Origin of the sequence: Streptomyces sp. NPDC058985 (assembly GCF_042740985.1) — a bacterium.
GTDB lineage: Bacteria > Actinomycetota > Actinomycetes > Streptomycetales > Streptomycetaceae > Streptomyces.
On record NZ_JBHYJX010000082.1, the window covers coordinates 1 to 18,806 of the forward strand.

The 18,806-nt window shown below is 74.0% G+C and carries 21 protein-coding genes; 10 read left to right on the top strand and 11 right to left on the bottom strand.

Annotated features, from left to right (window positions below; translation table 11 throughout):
- Window positions 1-34 precede the first annotated feature (34 nt).
- Entirely contained in the window at window positions 35-1,003 is a 969-nt protein-coding gene (locus ACFW01_RS37590) for a GlxA family transcriptional regulator (protein ID WP_384511248.1), read from the bottom strand.
- A gap of 208 nt (window positions 1,004-1,211) precedes the next feature.
- Here ACFW01_RS37590 and ACFW01_RS37595 point away from each other — a divergent pair, with 208 nt between their 5' ends.
- Window positions 1,212-1,703, top strand: a complete 492-nt coding sequence (locus ACFW01_RS37595; protein ID WP_234955988.1) for a hypothetical protein — start codon at window positions 1,212-1,214, stop codon at window positions 1,701-1,703.
- Window positions 1,704-1,811: 108 nt separating this feature from the next.
- On the top strand, window positions 1,812-2,027 hold the full coding sequence (locus ACFW01_RS37600; RefSeq protein ID WP_234955990.1) for a hypothetical protein: 216 nt from the start codon (window positions 1,812-1,814) through the stop codon (window positions 2,025-2,027).
- A 31-nt stretch (window positions 2,028-2,058) separates the two neighbouring features.
- Here the strand turns inward: ACFW01_RS37600 and tgmB are convergent, their stop codons facing one another.
- From tgmB to ACFW01_RS37615, 3 genes are all read right to left on the bottom strand, one after another.
- Window positions 2,059-3,045 carry an ATP-grasp ribosomal peptide maturase gene (tgmB, locus tag ACFW01_RS37605; RefSeq protein ID WP_384511252.1) on the bottom strand — a complete coding sequence of 329 codons (987 nt, stop codon included), beginning with the start codon at window positions 3,043-3,045 and terminating at the stop codon, window positions 2,059-2,061.
- Window positions 3,046-3,061: 16 nt separating this feature from the next.
- Window positions 3,062-3,253, bottom strand: a complete 192-nt coding sequence (gene tgmA, locus ACFW01_RS37610; protein ID WP_003978169.1) for a putative ATP-grasp-modified RiPP — start codon at window positions 3,251-3,253, stop codon at window positions 3,062-3,064.
- Window positions 3,254-3,372: 119 nt separating this feature from the next.
- Window positions 3,373-3,696, bottom strand: a complete 324-nt coding sequence (locus tag ACFW01_RS37615) for a DUF1232 domain-containing protein (protein ID WP_384511255.1) — start codon at window positions 3,694-3,696, stop codon at window positions 3,373-3,375.
- Between the two features lie 206 nt (window positions 3,697-3,902).
- Here ACFW01_RS37615 and ACFW01_RS37620 point away from each other — a divergent pair, with 206 nt between their 5' ends.
- Complete coding sequence (locus ACFW01_RS37620) at window positions 3,903-5,351, top strand: hypothetical protein (RefSeq protein WP_384511258.1); 1,449 nt, start codon at window positions 3,903-3,905, stop codon at window positions 5,349-5,351.
- A 59-nt stretch (window positions 5,352-5,410) separates the two neighbouring features.
- Here the strand turns inward: ACFW01_RS37620 and ACFW01_RS37625 are convergent, their stop codons facing one another.
- The 4 genes from ACFW01_RS37625 to ACFW01_RS37640 all read right to left on the bottom strand — a co-directional run bounded on the left by ACFW01_RS37625 (window position 5,411) and on the right by ACFW01_RS37640 (window position 10,520).
- Window positions 5,411-7,540, bottom strand: a complete 2,130-nt coding sequence (locus ACFW01_RS37625; RefSeq protein WP_384511261.1) for a xanthine dehydrogenase family protein molybdopterin-binding subunit — start codon at window positions 7,538-7,540, stop codon at window positions 5,411-5,413.
- A 25-nt stretch (window positions 7,541-7,565) separates the two neighbouring features.
- Complete coding sequence (locus ACFW01_RS37630) at window positions 7,566-8,558, bottom strand: FAD binding domain-containing protein (RefSeq protein WP_384511264.1); 993 nt, start codon at window positions 8,556-8,558, stop codon at window positions 7,566-7,568.
- The gene (locus ACFW01_RS37635; RefSeq protein ID WP_234956001.1) at window positions 8,555-9,118 is read right to left on the bottom strand and encodes a 2Fe-2S iron-sulfur cluster-binding protein; all 564 of its coding nucleotides are present in this window, start codon (window positions 9,116-9,118) and stop codon (window positions 8,555-8,557) included. Before ACFW01_RS37635 ends, ACFW01_RS37630 begins: the two co-directional genes overlap by 4 nt.
- Window positions 9,119-9,329: 211 nt before the next feature.
- Complete coding sequence (locus ACFW01_RS37640; RefSeq protein ID WP_384511267.1) at window positions 9,330-10,520, bottom strand: hypothetical protein; 1,191 nt, start codon at window positions 10,518-10,520, stop codon at window positions 9,330-9,332.
- Between the two features lie 185 nt (window positions 10,521-10,705).
- On the opposite strand from ACFW01_RS37640, the gene ACFW01_RS37645 reads away from it, so the two are divergent.
- Window positions 10,706-11,500, top strand: coding sequence for an SDR family NAD(P)-dependent oxidoreductase (locus tag ACFW01_RS37645; RefSeq protein ID WP_384511270.1), 795 nt, complete (start codon window positions 10,706-10,708; stop codon window positions 11,498-11,500).
- A 14-nt stretch (window positions 11,501-11,514) separates the two neighbouring features.
- Here the strand turns inward: ACFW01_RS37645 and ACFW01_RS37650 are convergent, their stop codons facing one another.
- Window positions 11,515-12,585: a YihY/virulence factor BrkB family protein gene (locus tag ACFW01_RS37650; protein ID WP_384511272.1), complete on the bottom strand. Its 1,071-nt coding sequence runs from the start codon at window positions 12,583-12,585 to the stop codon at window positions 11,515-11,517.
- A 358-nt stretch (window positions 12,586-12,943) separates the two neighbouring features.
- On the opposite strand from ACFW01_RS37650, the gene ACFW01_RS37655 reads away from it, so the two are divergent.
- From ACFW01_RS37655 to ACFW01_RS37670, 4 genes are read left to right on the top strand one after another with little or no spacing between them, the layout of a single operon-like run.
- Window positions 12,944-13,348, top strand: a complete 405-nt coding sequence (locus ACFW01_RS37655; protein ID WP_234956009.1) for a hypothetical protein — start codon at window positions 12,944-12,946, stop codon at window positions 13,346-13,348.
- Window positions 13,345-14,133 carry a hypothetical protein gene (locus ACFW01_RS37660; RefSeq protein WP_384511275.1) on the top strand — a complete coding sequence of 263 codons (789 nt, stop codon included), beginning with the start codon at window positions 13,345-13,347 and terminating at the stop codon, window positions 14,131-14,133. The genes ACFW01_RS37655 and ACFW01_RS37660 overlap by 4 nt, the downstream gene beginning before the upstream one ends.
- 38 nt (window positions 14,134-14,171) lie before the next feature.
- A complete protein-coding gene (locus ACFW01_RS37665; RefSeq protein ID WP_234956012.1) occupies window positions 14,172-14,699 on the top strand; it encodes a roadblock/LC7 domain-containing protein in 528 nt (175 codons plus the stop codon).
- 40 nt (window positions 14,700-14,739) lie between these two features.
- Window positions 14,740-15,114, top strand: coding sequence for a hypothetical protein (locus ACFW01_RS37670; protein ID WP_161341383.1), 375 nt, complete (start codon window positions 14,740-14,742; stop codon window positions 15,112-15,114).
- Between the two features lie 70 nt (window positions 15,115-15,184).
- On the opposite strand, the gene ACFW01_RS37675 is transcribed toward ACFW01_RS37670, so the two are convergent.
- On the bottom strand, window positions 15,185-16,549 hold the full coding sequence (locus ACFW01_RS37675; RefSeq protein WP_122619117.1) for an FAD-dependent oxidoreductase: 1,365 nt from the start codon (window positions 16,547-16,549) through the stop codon (window positions 15,185-15,187).
- Between the two features lie 219 nt (window positions 16,550-16,768).
- Between ACFW01_RS37675 and ACFW01_RS37680 the strand changes: the two genes are divergently transcribed.
- Complete coding sequence (locus ACFW01_RS37680; RefSeq protein ID WP_384511279.1) at window positions 16,769-18,238, top strand: MFS transporter; 1,470 nt, start codon at window positions 16,769-16,771, stop codon at window positions 18,236-18,238.
- 30 nt (window positions 18,239-18,268) lie between these two features.
- Here the strand turns inward: ACFW01_RS37680 and ACFW01_RS37685 are convergent, their stop codons facing one another.
- Complete coding sequence (locus ACFW01_RS37685; RefSeq protein ID WP_234956016.1) at window positions 18,269-18,418, bottom strand: hypothetical protein; 150 nt, start codon at window positions 18,416-18,418, stop codon at window positions 18,269-18,271.
- A gap of 165 nt (window positions 18,419-18,583) precedes the next feature.
- Between ACFW01_RS37685 and ACFW01_RS37690 the strand changes: the two genes are divergently transcribed.
- Window positions 18,584-18,757, top strand: a complete 174-nt coding sequence (locus tag ACFW01_RS37690; protein ID WP_234956018.1) for a CsbD family protein — start codon at window positions 18,584-18,586, stop codon at window positions 18,755-18,757.
- Window positions 18,758-18,806 lie beyond the last annotated feature (49 nt).

Below are 18,806 nucleotides of genomic sequence, written 5' to 3' on the forward strand. Positions count from 1 at the left end.
GACCAGAGGCACCCCCCGGTCCGTGGCGCGGGCCCTACGGGCGCCCGGCCCCGGTGGGCGGCCGCCCGTGGAACGCCGCACGATAGGCGTACGGGGTGGTGCCGACCACCCGGCGGAACCGCTCCCGGAAGGCCGTCGGCGAGCCGAACCCCGCCTGCCGGGCGATCCGTTCGACCGAGTGGTCGCCGTTCTCCAGCAGGTACTGGGCCCGCCGCACCCGCGCCCGCAGCAGCCACTGCAGCGGAGTGGTCCCCGTCTGCTCGCGGAACCGGCGGCTGAAGGTGCGCTCGCTCATGCCCGAGCGCGCCGCCATCGCGGCCAGGGTGACCTCCCCGGCCAGGTTGTCCTCGATCCACTCCAGCAGCGGCTCCAGGTCCGAGCCGCGCGGCACGGGAGGGTGCTCGTGGACGATGAACTGGGCCTGGCCGCCCTCCCGTTCCAGCGGTACGACACACATCCGGGCGGCGTGCGCGGCGACCGCCGAGCCCAGATCCCGGCGGATCATGTGCAGGCACATGTCCAGCCCGGCCGCGGCCCCGGCCGACGTGAGGATCTGCCCGTTGTCGACATAGAGGACGTCCGGTCGCACGTCGACGCGGGGGTGACGCCGGGCCAGCTCCGCCGCGGCGATCCAGTGGGTGGTGGCGCGCAGCCCGTCCAGCAGCCCCGCCTCCGCGAGCACGAAGGCGCCCACGCACACGGACGCGATCCGCGTACCGGCGGCCGCGGCCTGCCGCAGCGCCGACAGGACGCGCTCGGAGGGCGGGCCGGACTCCTCGGAGCGACCCGGCACGATGATCGTGTCCGCGCTCTCCAGCGCCTCCAGGCCGAGTTCGATCCGCAGCGTGAGTCCCTCGGTGCGCACCTCCGGCGACTCCGCGCACAGGCTCACCCGGTACGGACTGCGCCCGTCGGGCAGCCGCGTCCAGTCGAACGTCTGCATGGGTGCCGCCATGTCGAACGGCACCACGTCGTCGAGGACCAGGATCGCCACAGTGTGCATATCCGCCACCCTAGGCGGATTCCCGCCGCGCCCGGAATCCCGTGCCAGGCCCGGTCCGTCCGCTCGCGGTGCGGGAAACAGCCTGCTGGAGGCGTTGGCGAGAATCCGTTGGAAGCTGTCGTTTCAGCCTCTGTGTGATCAAGCACCTGCTCCCTAGCGTGGCCTTCCAGCAACGCATCGACCGACCCTGCCCCCGGAGCCCCGACCGATGACCAAGATCCTGCTGTCCCTCCACGTCCTGGCCGCCATCATCGCCGTCGGACCCGTCACCGTCGCGGCCAGCATGTACCCGGCTGCCGTCCGGAAGGTGCCGGTGGCCCTGCCCGCGGGAGCGGGGGCGGGGGAGGCGGCCGGCCCCGGTGACGTGAGCACCGTCCGGCTGCTGCACCGCATCTGCCGGGTCTACGCCGGACTCGGCATCGCGGTGCCGGTCCTCGGCTTCGCCACCGCGGCCGCCATGGGCGTCCTCGGTGACGCGTGGCTCATCGCCTCCATCACCCTCACCGCGGTCGCCGCCGGCCTCCTGATCGCCTTCGTGCTGCCCCGCCAGGAGGAACTGCTCGAGGAACTGGCCGCCCGGCGGCCCGTGGAACGCGCCCGCACGGCGCGGCTCGCCATGTTCACCGGCCTGTTCAACCTGCTGTGGGCCACGGTGACGGTCCTCATGATCGTCCGGCCCGGTTCGACGACCGGTGCCTGAGCCGCCGTCACCTCCTGGGTGGAATGTGCACCCCCGGGTGGAGGGGCGCCTAGAATGCTCAGTCGCGCCCCCGTACGGGGGCGGACGACACGAAAGGCGCGTTGACGGGTGTTCCAGGATTCCCCCATCTACGACCGACTTGTCGCCGAACGCGGTGACGTTCCCGAGCAGGTGCGGCGGGACGCCGAGCGCGTGAGCAGGGAGCTGGAGGTGGTCATGCGCCCGCTGCACGCTCCCGGCCACCTGCCCGGCACCGGGCGGCAGGCGTCCCCGGGCGCCGGCTGGCAGCGCACCGCCCTGCTGCCCGGCCCGCGCCCGCACTGACGGGCGCCGCCGCGGCGGCGCCGCCCGGATCTCACCTCGCGGCCGTCGTACCCGGGCCGTCCGCGTCCATCGCGTCCTGACCGCCCGGCCGCGCCAGCCACTCGGCGATGGTGCGGGCGATCGGCTGGCCCGTGTCCACCTCCACGAAGCCGAACTGCCCCGACTGGTTGCACTCCAGGAACCACCAGGTGCCGTCGCCGTCCTCGGCGAAGTCGAGGGCCCCGTAGGCGAGTCCCGCCGCGCGGAGATAGGCGCGGACCGTCTCGGCCACCCGCGGCTCCACCTCCACCGGCCGCCATGGCTCGCCGGACTCCGCGAAGCGGACGTCCACCTCGGCCGTGTCCGGTTCCGCCAGGGCGCTCTTCCGGGCCGCCAGCAACTCGTCGCCGACGGCGGTCAGCCGGATGTCCGCACGCTTGGCGACCCGGCGCTGCAGCAGCGTCGGCCCGTGCGCCACGGCCTCGAAGTCGGCCTCGGGAGGAACCCTGCTGGTCGGCACCGCCAGAGGCGGATCCTGGGGGTGCGCGCCCGAGACGGCCTTGACCACCAGATCCGGATACCGCTCGGCGAATTCCCGCGCCGCCCGCGGAAAGGTCGTGATCAGCGTGGCCGGCACGGGCAGCCCGCACCGCTGGGCCAGACGCAGCTGCCAGGGCTTGTAGCGCGCCCGGTGCGCCGCGTCCGGCTGGTTCATCCAGCGCGCCCCACTGCCGCGGAGCATGCCGTACAGCGCCTGACCGGCCTCCTCGGTCAGCCACGCGGACGGCTGGGCGGCCCGGGTGGCCGCACCGCCCGGCCTGCGCACCCAGACGGACCGCAGCCCGCCGATGCTCACCAGACGGCCGCCCGAGGACAGATGGCCCCGGAAGGAACCGTGCACGAACTCGCCGGAGAGTGCGACGGAATCGGGCAGATCGGCGGGGTCCAGGCGGACCACCGGTACTCCCGACGCGTTCAGGTGCACCACCACCATGTCCGCGGTGACGTCCTCTTCGCTGGTCAGGATCAACACGGTCATTCTCAGCGGTCCGTGTTCAGTCGTCGAAGTGGGTCTTCGACCCCGCGGTGGAGGTCGTGGTCCCCAGCTCCCTGAGCAGCGCGTGGTCGCAGGCGGCGACCCGCCCGTCCAACAGCACGTTCAACTGCAGCCCGGAGTCGTAGACGTACGGAGTGGTGGCTTCCAACTCCACTGCGGGCCGTGCGTAGTTGAGCGCGAACGGTTGCATCGTCTCTCCCTAGTCGGTGCTGCGCCGATCAGTTGACGACCCCATCGCGCCGTCTCCTGGTCCGCCGACTTCCTTCGGCTTCCAGAGACTTATACGAATCGAACGGGTGATTGGTTTCCTTACGCTGCGTAATCACCGGGCGAGCCGACGCCCTGCTTCCGGTCCGTGCCGCCCCGCCGGCCGCCGAGAGAGCCGCGTGCGGAACGCAGTGCGAGGAGCAGTACGCCGATGTCGTCCAGGTAGACCGGGTCGGGCACCAGGTCCGCGGGGAGCACCAGATAGAGGACGGCACCCCAGAAGACCCAGCGCGGGCCCGTGGGGAGCCCGGCTCGTCGGAGGTCCCGTCGGGTGCGGACCAGGCGCACCAGGACGGCCACCGCCGCCGCGAGGACCAGCGTCGCGAGCAGCGCCGCCACCAAGATCACCACTGTTGTCGTGTCCACCGGTCCCCTCCTTCGGGCTGCGCGGCGCGCACCCACTCTCCCGGATGCCCGTTCGGGGCGGCGGCAAGACCGGTGTGTGACGTCTCTCATCCCTGTGGCCCACCCGAAGTGGCAGCGCGCGCCGGACGTGCCTAGTAATGGGCAGCACAGCGCGAGTCGCACGTCGGGGACGCAGGGCGGCCGCACCCCCACCACCCGGAGGGACCATGACCACCGGCTCTTCATCACCCCGTTCGCCCGAATACGCCATATCCGCCCTGGACCTGCCCACCGGGGAGACGACGACGGGCACGGGCACGACGCGTCCACCCGGCGGGGCTCCCGGCACCCGGAACTCCTCCGTCCGGGAAGCGGACGTCCGGTACGCGGACGTCTGGGAGTCCGGCCTCGACGACCCGCGCGCCGACGGATCCGACCGCCCCGAGCCCGACTTCGCCGACTCCGACTTCCCCGACTCCGACCTGCTCGACGACGACTTGCTCGACGACGACCTCCTCGACCCCGACCACCCAGGGTCCGGCCGCCACGAGTCCGACCCCCGCGACGCCGGCCGCCACGAGCGCGCCGCCGACGGCACGCAGGAGCGCGCCTACGGCGACCCCGTCGGCGACCTCGTGCGCGCCGCCGTGGCCGACCGCCCGCTGGACGAGGTCGTCGACCTGATCACCACGCTGGAGCGGTCCCCGCAGTACGCGCAGGCCACGGTCGACGCGCTCCGCGCGGTCGGCGTCAACCGGTCGGTGGAGGACGTGACCCGGCTGGTCGGCCTGCTGACCCGGCCGCCGCGCCACCCGGACAGCGCCGACGAGGCGATCCGGGCCGCCGCCGAATGCCGCTCGGTGGAGGACGTGACCCGGCTGATGGCACTGCTGCACCGCACGCCCCTGGAGCCGCACTGCGGCCGGGAGGCCGTACGGGCCGCCGCCACCGGCCGGCCCGTCGAGGAACTCGTCGACCTGATCGGCCGGCTCGCCGAGAACGGACACGAACGCCCGGAGCGGCCCGACGCACGGCAGTTGCGGGCGGCCCAGGACGCGAACGACGAGGACGACGGCCGCGAGAGCCACGGGCGGGCGCCCGCCGGCCGTCCGGTACGACGGTCCCGCGTCTTCGGCGCCGCGGACCGCCGCGGCCGGGAGCGCCGCAGGACACCGCGCCCGGCCCGCCGGGACCGCGACCGCGCGTCCGAAGGCCGCGTCCGCCGCGACGACCGCGCCGCCCGACGGTCCGCCCGCGGCCCGGCCTGGCCCGCCTGGCTCACCGTCGCCGTCCTGGCCGGCTGCGGCGTGGCCTTCTTCCCCCTGCACCGCGCCGATGCCTCGGCCGCCGTCTACGGCGTCGCCCTCGGCCTGTCGGCGCTCTGCCTGGTGCTGGCCCTGCTGCTGACCCTGCGGCCCGCCGTGGCGCTGCTCGCCGCGGCGGTCGTGGGCCCGACGGCGCTGGCCGCGGCCAAGCTCTACGGCAGCGTGACCCCGTCGTCCCCGGTCTCCCGGGCCGCGGACCTGACGCTGGCCCCCACCTGGGTCGCGGTGGCGGTCGCCGTGGCGGCCGCACTCGTCGCGCTCACCGCCCTGTGCGTGCGGGTGGCCTCACCGGACGCCACCCGACGGCACCGACCGCCCCGCCGGATCACCGCGGCGCGCGCCGCGGACTGACCCCGTCCCCCTCGTGGTCCGTGCCGGGAGGAGCTTCCGGCACGGACCGTGTGCCGTCCTCACACCCCCAGCATGCCCGCCGGATGCTCGTGTTCGAGGAGGGCGGTGAGTACCCGGTCCGGTGTGAGGGGGAGTTCGCGGATGCGGATCCCGGTGGCGTGGTGGACGGCGTTGCCGACGGCCGCGGCCGTGCCGACGATGCCGATCTCGCCGATCCCCTTGCTGCCCATGGGGTTGAGGTGGTCGTCGGCCTCGTCGACCCAGTACGCCTCCGGGGCCACGACGTCCGCGTGCGCGGGTACGTGGTACGAGGCCAGGTCGGACTGGGTGAAGTCGCCGAACGCCGGGTCCATCGTGCTGTCCTCGGTCAGCGCCATGCCCAGGCCCATCGTCATGCCCCCGATGAACTGGGAGCGGGCCGTGCGGGCGTTGAGGATGCGGCCGGCGGCGAAGACGCCCAGCAGCCGCGTCACCCGTACCTCTCCGGAGACCGTGTCGACGGCGACCTCGGCGAAGTGCGCGCCGAACGCGTGCCGGGCGTACGCACTCTCGGCGTCGACCGTGCCCGAGGTGTCGGCCTCGGCCACCAGCCCCTCCTCGGGCAGCGGCTCCGAGCGCCCGGCCAGCAGACCGGTCAGCCGGACGCACGCCGCGTGCACCGCCGACCCCCAGGACGCGGTGCCCGAGGAACCGCCGGCCACCGAGCCGAAGCCGATGTCGCTGTCGGCGATCTCCACCCGGACCGCGTCCAACGGGGCGCCGAGGGCGTCGGCCGCTATCTGCGCGAGCACCGTCCGGGCGCCCGTGCCGATGTCGGTGGCGTTGACCCGGACCAGGAAGCCGCCTCCGGGCAGCGCCCGCGCCGATGCCACGCCGGGCCCCACCAGGACCGGATAGGTGGCCGAGGCCACCCCGCTGCCGATCAGCAGAGGACCGGACGCGCGGGAACGCGGGCGGGGATCGCGGTCCTCCCAGCCGAAGCGGCGGGCGCCGTCGCGCAGGCACTCCACCAGATGCCTGCTGCTGAAGGGCTTTCCGCTCTCGGGCTCGGTCTCCGGCTCGTTGCGGATCCTCAGCTCCACCGGGTCGACGCCGAGTTCGACGGCCAGCTCGTCCATGGCCGACTCGAGGGCGTACATGCCGGGGCACTCGCCGGGCGCGCGCATCCACGACGGCGTGGGCACGTCCAGCGGCGCCACCCGGTGGAGCGTGCGCAGCGTCGGAGCGGCGTACATCACGCGCGCGGGCACCGCCGCCTGCTCGACGAACTCCTTCACCCGCGAGGTGTACGTGGTCATCTCGTGCGTCAGGGAGGTGAGCCGGCCGTCGGCGTCGGCACCGATCCGCAGCCGGTGCAGGGTCGGCGCGCGGTGTCCGACGACCGCGGGCAGGTAGCGGCGCGGCAGCGCGACGGTCACCGCACGGCCGGTCTCCCGCGCCGCCATCGCGGCGAGCACCACGTCGGGGCGCGGCGTGCCCTTCGACCCGAAGCCGCCGCCCACGTGCTCCGAGCGCACCGTGATCCGATCCTCCGGCATGTCGAACATCCGGGCGAGTTCGGCGCGGACGGCCGAGGTGCCCTGACTGGAGGAGTCCACCGTCAGCCGGTCGCCGTCCCACCGCGCCGTACTGGCGTGCGGTTCCATCGGGTGGTTGTGCAGCGGCGGCACCCGGTACCCGACGTCGAGCCGGGTGGCCGAGGACGCGAAGGCACCGTCCGGGTCGCCCAGTTCGGTGACGGCCGGGAATCCGCCGTTGGCCGTCTCGGGGACGTACGCCTCCGGGTGCGAGGCGGTGAGCGTCACGTCGTGGTCCTCCGTCTCGTACGTGACGCGGACGGCGGCGGCACCCGCACGGGCCGCTTCGAGGGTCTCGGCCACCACCAGGCCCACGAACCAGCCCCGGTGCGGCACCCGCGGGCTCTGGAGCACGGCCAGTACCGGGTCGTCGGGGTCTTGGAGGCGGGGCGCGTTCTCGTGGGTGAGCACCGCGAGCACGCCGGGCAGCGCGAGCGCGGGGGCGGTGTCGACGGCGGTCACCCGGCCCCGGGCGACCGTCGCCGGCACGGGCCAGGCCTGGGCGTGGTCGGGGGCGTCGTACTCGGCGGCGTACCGGGCGGTGCCGGTGACCTTCTCCCGCCCCTCCCGGCGCTCGGCGGGAGCGCCCAGGACGGTCTCGGTGGCGGTCATGGGGTTCTCCTCGGGGACGCCGGGTTCAGGTCGTGGCCGGCGGGGCGAGCCGGCCCAGTACGTCGAGGGCGAGCCGGCGGGCCAGGGGCACCTTGTAGGCGTTGTCCCGCAGCGGTTCGGCGGCGGCCAGCTCCAGGTCGACGGCGTGCTCGAAGGCCGCCGTCGTGGGCGCGGCGCCGGTCAGCGCGTCCTCGGCCCGCCGCGCGCGCCAGGGCCGGTGGGCCAGCGCCCCGAAGGCGATGCCGGCCCGTACCACCACCCCGTCGTCGATGTGCAGCACGGCGGCGACGGAGGCCAGCGCGAAGGCGTACGAGGCCCGGTCGCGGGCCTTGCGGTACGCCGAGGGCAGACCGGCCGTGGCGGCGGGCAGCACCACGCCGGTGATCAGCTCGCCGGGGCGGATCTCCGTGTCCCGCTCCGGGTGCATGCCCGGCAGCCGGTGGAAGTCGGCGGCGGGCACGGCCCGGGTGCCCTCGGCGCCGGTCAGCTCCACGCGCGCGTCGAGGGCGGCCAGCGCCACCGCCATGTCCGACGGGTTGGTGGCGATGCACTGGTCGGAGTGGCCCAGCACGGCGTGGTCGCGGTGCACCCCCTCCAGGGCGCCGCACCCGGTGCCGGGCTCCCTCTTGTTGCAGGGCTTGGAGGCGTCCTGGAAGTACGGGCAGCGGGTGCGCTGGAGCAGGTTGCCGGCCGTGGTGGCGGCGTTGCGCAACTGCCCCGAGGCGCCCGCCAGCAGCGCCTGGGACAGCGCGGGGTAGCGGTCGCGGACGACGGGGTGGGCGGCGAGGTCGCTGTTGCGGACCGTCCCGCCGACCCGCAGCGCGCCGTCGGGCAGCTCCTCCACCGTGTCCAGCGGCAGCCGGGTGACGTCGACGAGGGCGGCCGGCGTCTCCACACCGAGCTTCATCAGGTCCACGAGGTTGGTGCCGCCGCCGAGGTAGCGGGCGCCGGGGTGGGCCGCGAACGCCTCCGTGGCCTCGTCGACGCTGGCGGCCCGTACGTACGCGAAGGGCTTCACGGGATCACGTCCTCGACCGCGTCGGCGATCCGCGGATACGCGCCGCAGCGGCACAGGTTGCCGCTCATCCGTTCCCGGATCTCCTCCCGGCCCAGCGCGACGGGCTCCCCGGAGGGCGTCGCGGGGTCGGTGACGTGGGACGGGTGGCCGGCCGCGGCCTCGGCGAGCACGCCGACCGCCGAGCAGATCTGGCCCGGGGTGCAGTACCCGCACTGGTAGGCGTCGCGGTCCAGGAAGGCCCGCTGCATCGGGTGCAGCTCCTCGCCGTCCCCCGCGAGGCCCTCGACGGTGGTGATCTCGCAGCCGTCCAGGGCGACCGCGAGGAGCAGGCAGCCGTTCATGCGCCGGCCGTCCACCAGGACCGTGCAGGCGCCGCACTGCCCGTGGTCGCAGCCCTTCTTGGCACCCGCGAGCCCCAGATCCTCCCGCAGGAGGTCCAGCAGGACGCGGCGGTGGTCGACGGTGAGGGTGTGCGGTTTCCCGTTGACCCGGAGCGTGGTCTGCGAGCGGGCGGACTCCGGGGGGCGGGAGGCGGGGGCGCTCTCGTGCTGGCTGTCCATGGCGTCGATGACCTTCCGGGACGGGCCCTGCTGCTGTGGCCGTCCGCGTATCCATCTGGCGCCGGATGACACGTGAGGGTGCCCTCAGTCGGGGGCCGGCCGGCGGGCGATCCCGATGGCGCCCGGCCGGCGCGGATGAGATGTGGTCCTCCGTCGAGCGTGTCCGGGTGCCGCGGGTGCCGCGGGTGCCGCGGGTGCCGGTCGGGGGTCGTCAGTCGGTGGTCTCGGCCGCCCGGTCGGCCTCCGGGCCGGTCGTCTCCCGGCTGTCGGTCTGCGGCCGTCTCTCCGGCCGCGTCTCCGGCCGCGGCGGACGGCCGGCACCCCTGAAGCGCTCCAGCGTGCGGGTCAGCCCCCGCAGCGGGGACACCGGGGGCGCCTCGGGGGGCGGCGGCGCGGCCGGAGGCGCCCCGGCCGACTCCCGGTACCCGGCCAGCGCCTCGGCCGCGCGTTCGGCCGCCTCCCGGTACAGGTCCCGGGACTGGGTCATGGCCTCCAGCGCCTCGGCGTACATGGCCACCAGCCTTCGCTCGCGCTCCAGCTCCTCCTGGAGGGTCAGCAGCCGCCACTCCTCCCGCAGCGAGGCGAGGTCCGCCACCGCGTCGTCGGGCAGCGGCCTGTCCAGGGCGTCGAAGGACGTCACCGCCTCGATCAGACCGGTCGGCTCGGAGCCGTCCAGGAAGACCGTGCGGACGGAGAACGCGTCGGCGTCGTAGTCGGCCGGGGCCGGGGTGCCGGGCAGTACCACGGCGCCGCCGCGCGGCACCTGGACGCCGAAGTCCTCCAGCGCCCAGTTCACGACCCGCAGCTGCTGCGGCGCGGCGCGGTGCTCGACCACCCGGTGCCGCAGACCGGGGGGCAGCCGCCGGGCCAGCGGGACCCGGCCGCGGTGGTCGGTGGTCATCGCCTCGTGCACCACGACGTGGATGTTCCAGGGGCTGCGCCCGGACCCCTTGATCAGCCGGCGTACGGCCTTGTCGTCGTCCGGCAGCGCGTTGATGCCCCGCAGCCGCAGTCCCGTGGCGGCGTCCCGGTCCCAGGTGACGTCCGGGTCGTCGGGCCAGAACATCGTGGCGGGGGAGGGCCACTCGAGATCCCACGCCTGCTCCGCCTCGGCCAGCAGCGTCCACTCCTGACCGCCCGCCGAGCCGGGCTCCAGGATCAGTCTGGCCCGTACCGTCACGGCCTCGGGAACCTTCCAGCGGGCCTCGAAGACGCGGCGGCCGGGGAGCCCGTCGGCCGGCGTCTCGTCGGCAGGCTCCAGGAAGTCGTCGAGGACGAGGTCCTTCTTCAGCCGCTCCAGCGTGTGCCGGACGGTGTCCTCGGCGGCGGAGCCGACGTGGCGGCCGCGGGCGGCCCACAGCGTGGGCGGAGTCGTGGGGCGGGCGCTGGGAGAGGGTGGCATGGGTCCATCGGGCAGCAGGGACACGGACGTAGGCAAGTATCGACGCCGCAGGCCGGCGGGGAGCAGCCGGGGGTCCGCCGACCGGGCGGGCCGCGGCGTGGTGCGGGATGCGGCGGGGGTGGGTGGTGGGCGAGGGTGGGCAGGAGTACCGCGACCGACCGTACGGCACGACAAGGAGCGACCCGATGAAGCTCGACCTCGGCGGACGAACCGCACTGGTGACCGGATCCTCGCAGGGCATCGGCGCGGCGATCGCCGCCGGCCTGGCCCGCGCCGGGGCCACCGTCGGCGTCAACGGGCGCGACGCGGGCCGCCTGGAGGAGGGCGTCGCGAAACTGCGGGCCGAGGTGCCGGACGGCGGGTTCGTGCCGGTCGTGGCCGACCTCGGCACCGAGGAGGGCGCCGCGCTCGCCATGGAGGCGATGCCCGACGTCGACATCCTGGTGAACAACCTCGGTGTCTTCGGCGCCGTGCCCGCGCTGGAGATCAGCGACGACGAGTGGCGGCGCTACTTCGAGATCAACGTCCTCGCCGGCGTCAGGCTGACGCGCGCCCACCTCCCCCGGATGAGGGAACGGGGGTGGGGCCGGGTGCTGTACATCGCGAGTGACTCGGCCGTCGTCGTCCCCGCCGAGATGATCCACTACGGCGTCTCCAAGACGGCCCTGCTCGGGGTCGGCCGCGGCTTCGCCAAGGAGGCCGCGGGCAGCGGAGTCACGGTGAACTGCGTCATCGCGGGCCCCACCCACACGGAGGGCGTCGAGGACTTCGTCCACCAGCTGGTCGACCGGGAGCTGCCCTGGGACGAGGCGCAGCGCGTCTTCATGCGCGAGCACCGCCCGCAGTCCCTGCTCCAGCGGCTGATCGAACCGGAGGAGATCGCCAACCTCGTGGTGTACCTCAGCTCGCCCCTCGCCTCCGCCACGACGGGAGCCGCCGTCCGCGTGGACGGCGGCTACGTCGACTCGATCCTGCCCTAGGAATGCACGCCGCCTCACTTGCCCGGGGCCGCCTCCCGGTGGTCCGCGTCGTCCCAGGCCCTGGTGTCGCGCGGCTCCACGTAGGGCTCCTCCTCGGGCGGGTGGCCGCCGTCGATGACCCGCTGCCGGGCCAGTTCGGCGTCGAACTCCAGGCCCAGCAGGATGGCCAGGTTCGTGACCCACAGCCAGACCAGGAAGACGATGACACCGGCCAGGGTCCCGTACGTCTTGTTGTACGAACCGAAGTTGGCCACGTAGAAGGCGAACCCGGCGGAGGCGGCCAGCCAGATCAGCAGCGCGACCACGCTGCCGGGGGAGACCCACTTGAAGCCCTTGACCCGGGCGTTCGGCGTGGCCCAGTACAGGATCGCGATCATGAAGGTGACGAGCACGACCAGCACCGGCCACTTGGCGAGGGACCACACCGTCAGCGCGGTGTCGCCGATGCCGAGCGCGGTGCCCGCCTGCTGGGCCAGACCGCCGGTGAACACGACGATGAGCGCGCTGACCACGGCCAGCACCAGCAGCACCACGGTCAGGGCCACCCGCAGTGGCAGCACCTTCCACATCGGGCGCCCCTCGGGCACGTCGTAGACCGCGTTCGCCGCGCGGATGAACGCGGCCACGTAGCCGGACGCCGACCAGACGGCGCCCGCCAGACCGGCCACCGCCAGCACGGAGCCGAGCCCCGCCCTGGCCTGCAACTGCTCCACCGCGTCGGTGACGATGTCCCGCACCGAACCCGGCGTGAGCTGCTGGATGTTCTTCAGAACCTCCTCGGTGGCCGAGGGCCCCGCGACACCGAGCATCGACACCAGCACCAGCAGGGCCGGGAACATGGACAGCACGCCGTAGTAGGTCAAGGCCGCGGCGCGGTCGGTGAGTTCGTCCTCCTGGAACTCGGCGACCACGCGCTTCACCAGCGCGGTCCAGGAGCGGCCCGGCAGTTCGGCCGGGGAGTCGGGGGCGGCGCGCTCGGTAGAGGCGTCCGGACCGTAGTCCTCGGGGGGCGCCTCGTCCGGCGTCTCGTCCGCTCGGTCGTCCTTTGGGTGCTTGCGGATGTGGGGAAGGTGCAGTCGGGCCATGGGGGTTCGGGTTGCCCGTCCCGGCCGGGGCACGCCCCTCGGGTGCGGACCGACGCGCGCCGGGTGTGCGGCGGGCACCCGGGGCGGCACCGGTTCACCCGTGGCCGGCCCGGCTGCGGCGTCCGCACAATGGGCCCCGCGGGCAGGTCCGCCCACCATCCGCATCGGGGCGGGCCTGCCCGCGCCAAGCCTTCGCCGGCCCGCACCGACCGTCCCGAGTCGGGGCCGAAATACCGCAGTATGCCGGAGCGCGTGCACGTTCCTCTGGAAAATGCCAAAGCCCTCACCAGACGCGTGCACTTTCCGTAGTCTCGGCGTCACGTTCGCGGTACAGCCGTGCAGGGGGAGGGGATCCGGCGTGCCCGGAATCGACGAGAGTCTGCTGGAAGCCATGCGACTGCCCGGCGCGCGGGGCGCGTCACTGGTCGACTGGATCAGCGGGCTCGCCCTGGGCGCCGTCGGCGAGGCACCGGGCGGCGACTGGGAGGCCACGGCGGCCGAGACCGCCGAACTGGCCCGGCACGTCGCCGAGAGCGGCTCCCTGGCCGCCGGCGAGACCGGTACCGCCGCCGACCCGGGCAAGGCGCCCCCGGTGCAGGACCTGATCGCCACCACCGGCGACGCCTACCACCTGCTCCGGTTCGTCAGCACCCCCTTCGACAGCACGGTCTTCCTCCACCTCTGGCTGGGCCGCGACGACGGAAACCTCGCCATGGCCCGCATCCGGCTGGCGGAGATGGCGGACCGCCTGGTGCTCGGATGACCAGAGTGACCACCACCTGGGCCACACAGGAGACGACGTCGGCCGCCCTCGGCGCGCTCGCCGCCGAGGGGGCGACCGGCGCGCTCTCGGGCGAGCGGGGCATCGTCTACCTCTCGGCCGGCCGGGTCGTGCACGTCGAGTCGGCCTTCACCCCGGACCTCGGCGCGCTGCTCACCCGCAGCGGCGCCGTCCCCTCCGACGGCTGGTGGGACGCCGTCGACCGGGGCGGAACCCAACACCGGGTGGGACACCGGCTCGTGGACAGCGGACGGCTCTCGGCCGGCGCGCTGGAGGTCTGCCACCTGGGCGCCCTGTTCGACGCCGCGTACTTCGTCCTCGCCCACGACACGCGCGCGCACCGCTTCAGGCCCGGCGCGGTGCACTGGCTCGGCGCGGTCCGCTCCGTGCCGGTCGACGCGGTCGTCCGCGAGTCCGGACGCCGCCGCGCCCTGCTGGACCGCATCTGGCCGGACCCCGCCATCGACACCGTCCCGCTGACCAGGGTGCCGGGCGCCGGCCGGGCCGGCCTGCCGGTGCGGCGCGGCCGGACCCTGACGCAGGTCGACGGCGTGCGCACCGCCGCGCAGATCGCCTCGTCGCTCGCCTGCCGCACCTACCACACCCTCGTCGAACTGCGCCGCCTGGCCGCCGACGGCCTCGTCGTCGCCGCCCCGCCGCCCCTCGCCCCGCCCGTCGCACCGGGACCCGACCCGGGCGGCACCGTGTGGGACGACCCGGACACCGCCCTGCTGCGACGGCTCCGACACGCCCTGGAGGCCCTGTGATCCGCGCGCGCCGTCAGCGTGCCGAAAGGAGACTGCTCATGGCCGTCGAGAGCGACGTCCTGGACGAACTGCACCGACTGCGCAACCGCGTGCCCCAGCTGACCGGGTCACTCGCGGCCACCGTGGACGGACTGGTCCTCGCCCACGACGCGCCCGGCACCGAACCCGAGGGTCTCGCCGCGCTCACCGCCGCCGCCCTCGGCGTCGCGCACCGCATGGCCGAGGCCACCTCGCGCGGCGGCTTCCGTGAGCTGCTGCTGCGCGGGGCCGACGGCTACGTCGCCACCTACGCGGCCGGTCCCGCCGCCGTGCTCACCCTGCTCGCCGACGGGCGGGTCAACGTGGGCCGGCTGCACCTGGAGGGCCGGCGCAGCGGCGCCCGCATCGGGGAGCTGGTGGCCGCCCACATCGGCCACGACCGCGGCCGCGCCCCGGCCGCCGTGGAGCCCGCCCCGGCCACCGCCGCGGACACCGCCCGGCCCATCGGCACCCTGCCGGTGCGCACCCCGCAGCGCCCCGCACACCGACCGACCCCCCAGGCCGGCGGCCACCGCCGGCCGACCTGACCACCGATCGCGTACCGATCACGTCCGGAAAGGAACCACCATGGCCAACCTGGAGACCTCGCTCAAGGAATGCCTCAGCTCCATCGACGGAGCGTCCGCCGCCGCGCTGGTCGACTACACCAGCGGCATGGCGCTCGGCACGCTGGGCGGGACCAAGGAGTTCAACCTGGAGGTCGCCGCCGCGGGCAACACCGACGTCGTACGGGCCAAGCTGCGCACCATGGAACACCTCGGCCTGAAGGAGGAGATCGAGGACATCCTGATCACCCTGAACACCCAGTACCACATGATCCGCCTGCTCAGGGGGCGCGGCGGCAACGGGCTGTTCCTCTACCTGGTGCTGGACGCGAGCCGCGCGAACCTCGCGATGGCCCGCCACCAACTGCGCCGCATCGAGGCCGAGCTGGAGGTCTGACGGCCGCGGGCCCGGCGGGAGACTCCCCGCCGGGCCCGGCCACGGGCCGAGAGTGCCCGGGCGTCGGCTGTCAGGCGCCGCTCTCGCGGAGCATGTCCTCGCGCTCGACGAGCTTGATGCGCTCCCGCCCGAACGGCACGCCCTGCGCCTTCTCCGCGGCGTCGAGGCGGTACCAGCCGTCCCAGGTGGTGAAGCGGACGTTCCGCTCGGCCAGGAAGGCGTCCACGGCCTCCGGAGCGGGCGAGGCGGGCGTCTGGAGACGACCGTTCCTGTAGTCGTCCAGCAGGTTGGACACCGTCTCGTTGGCGTCGCCCTTGGTGTGGCCGATGAGGCCGACCGGGCCGCGCCGGATCCAGCCGGTGACGTACGTCGACTGCAGGTGCTCGCCGGACTCCTGGACGACCCGGCCGCCCTGGTCCGGGACCGTGCCCGAGTCGATGTCCCAGGGCAGCTTGGGCAGCTGGTCGGACAGGTAGCCGACCGCCCGGTAGACGGCCTGGACGTCCCAGTCCTTGAACTCGCCGGTGCCCTTGACGTTGCCGGTGCCGTCCAGCGCGGTGCGCTCGGTGCGCAGGCCGACCACCTTGCCGTCCTCGCCGAGGATCTCGGAGGGCGACTCGAAGAAGTGCAGGAACAGCTTGTGCGGCCGGTCGCCGACGTCGCGGATCGCCCAGTTCTCCAGGGTCTTGGCGACCATGTCGGCCTGCTTGTTGCCGCGCCGGGTCGCGATCGAGCCGTCGTCGTAGTCGATGTCCTCAGGGTCGACGATGACCTCGATGTTGGGGGAGTGGTCCAGCTCCCGCAGCTCCATCGGGCTGAACTTCGCCTGCGCCGGGCCGCGGCGGCCGAAGACGTGGACCTCCAGCGCCTTGTTGGCCTTGAGACCCTCGTAGACGTTCGGCGGGATCTCGGTCGGCAGCAGCTCGTCCGCCGTCTTCGCCAGGACGCGCGCGATGTCCAGGGCCACGTTGCCGACGCCGAGGACGGCGACCTTCTCGGCCTCCAGCGGCCAGGTGCGCGGGTAGTCGGGGTGGCCGTCGTACCAGGCGACGAAGTCGGCGGCGCCGTAGGAGCCGTCGAGTTCGAAGCCGGGGACCTTGAGGTCGCGGTCGGCCGTGGCGCCCGTGGCGAAGATCACACCGTCGTAGAAGGCGCGCAGATCGTCCAGGCTGACGTCGGTCGGGTAGTTCACGTTGCCGAAGAGACGGATCTGCGGCTTGTCGAGCACCTGGTGCAGGGCGGTGATGATGCCCTTGATCCGCGGGTGGTCGGGCGCGACGCCGTAACGGATGAGTCCGAACGGGGCGGGCATGCGCTCGAAGATGTCGATGGAAACGCCGGGGTCGGCGGCCACCTCGGACTTGAGCAGGGCGTCGGCCGCGTAGATGCCGGCGGGGCCGGATCCGACGATGGCTACCCGCAGAGGGCGGGGCATGTTCAGGTTCCCTTCGAGCGGTAACAGATCGACTCTCGGGAAAGCCTAAGCTAAGGCAAGCCTAAGTCGGTACGCGGGTCCGGTCTATGAGGCCATAAGGGCAGCTTATGGGATCTCATGGTTGGGCTTTGCCGTCGGGTTTGAACCCCTCGTCACGGGTGACGCATGCGTGGGGCGCGGGGTGATCGCGCCCCGTGCCGCCTCACGAGGGGAGCCCGCGTGCAGCGTCCGGACGACAGCTCGGATCCGAACCGGTGGCGAGCCCTCTGGGTCACGCTGGTCGCCGGTTTCATGACGCTCCTGGACGTCACCATCGTCGCCGTCGCCCTGCCGTCGATGCAGGAGGGACTGCATGCCTCCGCGGCGTCCGTGCAGTGGGTCGTCTCCGGCTACGCGCTCGCCTTCGCCCTGACCCTGGTGACGGCCGGCCGGATCGGCGACGCGTTCGGCAGGCGCCGCGTCTTCCTGGCCGCCCTCGCCGCCTTCGTGCTCTTCAGCGCCGCCGCCGGAGCCGCGCCGGGCATCGGGCTGCTGGTACTCGCCCGGATCTTCCAGGGGGTCGCCGCGGGCAGCCTCGCACCGCAGAACTCGGCGCTGATCCAGCAGCTCTTCCGGGGGGCGGAACGCGGCCGCGCCTTCGGGCTCTTCGGCGCCACCGTCGGCGTCTCCAGCGCCGTGGGACCGGTCGTCGGCGGGGCGATCCTGGCCCTGGCCGGCCCCGAGGGCTGGCGGTGGATCTTCTACGTGAACGTGCCGGTCGGCGTGGTCGCGCTGGTGCTCGGCTTCCGCCTGCTGCCCCGGGTGGCTCCGGGCGGCCCCGGACGTCTCGACCCGGTGGGCGTGGTGCTCCTCGGTACCGGGATCCTCGCCCTGATGCTGCCGCTGGTCCTCGCCGAGTCCGGCGGCCTGACCCGGGTGTGGTGGCTGTTCCCGGCCGGAGCCGCCGTCCTGGCCGCCTTCGCGCGGTGGGAGCGCCGGATCGCCCGTCGCGGCGGGCAGCCGCTGCTGGAGCCTGGCCTGCTCACCGAGACCCGCGGCTACGCCACCGGCGCGGGCCTGGCCGCCCTGTACTTCGTCGGGTTCAGCGGAGTGTGGCTCGTCTTCGCGCTCTTCTTCCAGAACGGCCTGGGCTACTCGCCCCTGATGTCCGGCCTGGCGGTCACCCCGTTCGCCGTCGGATCGGCCGCCGCCGCGGCCGTGGCGGGCCGGCTGGTCGAGCGGCTGGGCAGGCTGCTGACGGTCTGGGGACTCGTCGCCGTGATGACGGGCCTGGGCACCACCGCCCTGCTGCTCTGGCTCGCGCCGCCGGACCGGGCCGCCTGGTTCGCGGTGCCGGCCCTGTTGCTCGGCGGTCTCGGCAGCGGCTGTGTGATCTCCCCGAACATCACGATGACGCTGCGCGAGGTCCCCGTGCGGATGGCCGGTGCCGCGGGAGGCGCCCTCCAGACCGGGCAGCGGCTCGGCGGCGCCGTGGGCACCGCCGCGCTTCCCGGCCTGTTCTACCTGACGCTGAACGCCACCCACGAGGACTACCAGGAGGCGGTGGCCCTGTCGGTGGGGTGCGGCGTCGCCGCGATGCTGTGCGCGCTGACCGTCGCGGTCCGCGACTGGCGCCGGGACCGCCCGGGCGACGAGCGGGGCTGCCCGCCGGAGACGTCCCACAGTCACACCCACGCCGGTCAGGTCTGACCGGCCCGCCCCCCCCAGGGGCGGACACGGTCAGCGCCGCTTGCTGCCCAGCCTCCGCAGCATCTGCTGGGCCTGCGCGCGGCGGCGCGGGTCCGCGGCCGCGCGGCGCACCTGCTCGGTCGCCCTGCGCCCCTGCGGGCTGCGCGCGAACCGCTTGATCCGGTCCAGGATTCCGGCCATGACGTTCCTCCGAGTCGACGACGGTCCTGCTCTGACCGTCCTCTACCCCGGGCGCCCGCGAACACCCCTGCCGCCGCCGCGCGCGTTTCCCCGCACGTTTATCGGCGTCCCGGTGGGCACCCGCAGGGCAGACCATCGCACACGAACGCCGAGAGGTGAGTCACTGTGGCCGAGAACCAGAAGTCCAAGGCCAAGATGGAGCAGGCCAAGGGGAAGGCCAAGGAAGCGGTCGGCCGGGCCGTCGGCAACGAGAGGATGACGGCCGAAGGCCGCGCCGAGCAGTCCAAGGGCGACGCCCGGCAGGCCAAGGAGAAGGGCAAGGACGCCTTCCGGCACTGACACCGGGGCGCATCCCCCGCGGCGCGGGCCGCGGAGTCCGGCACACGGC